1 pseudogene is annotated in these 667 nt (G+C 32.1%); it reads right to left on the reverse strand.

Annotated features, from left to right (window positions below):
- Positions 1-112 precede the first annotated feature (112 nt).
- A pseudogene (locus ELQ12_RS09780) lies at positions 113-667 on the reverse strand (hypothetical protein); the annotation flags it as partial.

A 667-nucleotide genomic window follows, 5' to 3' on the forward strand; every position in this document is an offset into this window, starting at 1 on the left:
GTATAAATCTCATAAGTTTCGCTCATTATCTATCCTTTCTTAATTTAACCCATGTATAAACCATCTTCTATGATTATAGTAGTGGCTAGTCTAGTTATGAAATTCATTATTTTCACTCTTTGATATTATGCTCTTTAGCATAAGCTAGTATTTTAGCTCGAAGTTCTTGCGGAAAATTATATCTATAAATAGCAGGAATTCTTGGATCAAGGAGTTTGTCAAGCTTATGTCTTTTATAATACCATTCTAGATTTTCAGGGGTAAAATATCTTGGTGCATTAGGATAGCCTTGAGGAGGAGTTAGGGCTGCTAGTTTGGCAGTTAATATCATAGAATCTATTCTTAATTGTGCACTTTCTTCACTCCGATCATTTGGAATATCATAACCATAAGCATTTACCATACCATTATAATACCCTCCCCTATGATGATCAAATTCTCTTCTGCTTTCATAAGTAGAATCTATATCTCTTGGATCTTTTATTTTGCCCTCAACTATATCACTTCTTAAGGCTTTATACATACTTCCAAATTCATCGCGAGAAATTTGATATTTATTATAATCAATCACCCAATCTACTCCCATAATCTCATCTATAAAAGGAAGCATACCAAATTCATCAGGTTTTAAAGTCTTAGCTAAGGTTTTAATCTCTTGTTCTCTTAA

Origin of the sequence: Campylobacter sp. US25a, assembly GCF_004379075.1 — a bacterium.
Taxonomy (GTDB): Bacteria; Campylobacterota; Campylobacteria; order Campylobacterales; family Campylobacteraceae; genus Campylobacter_D; species Campylobacter_D jejuni.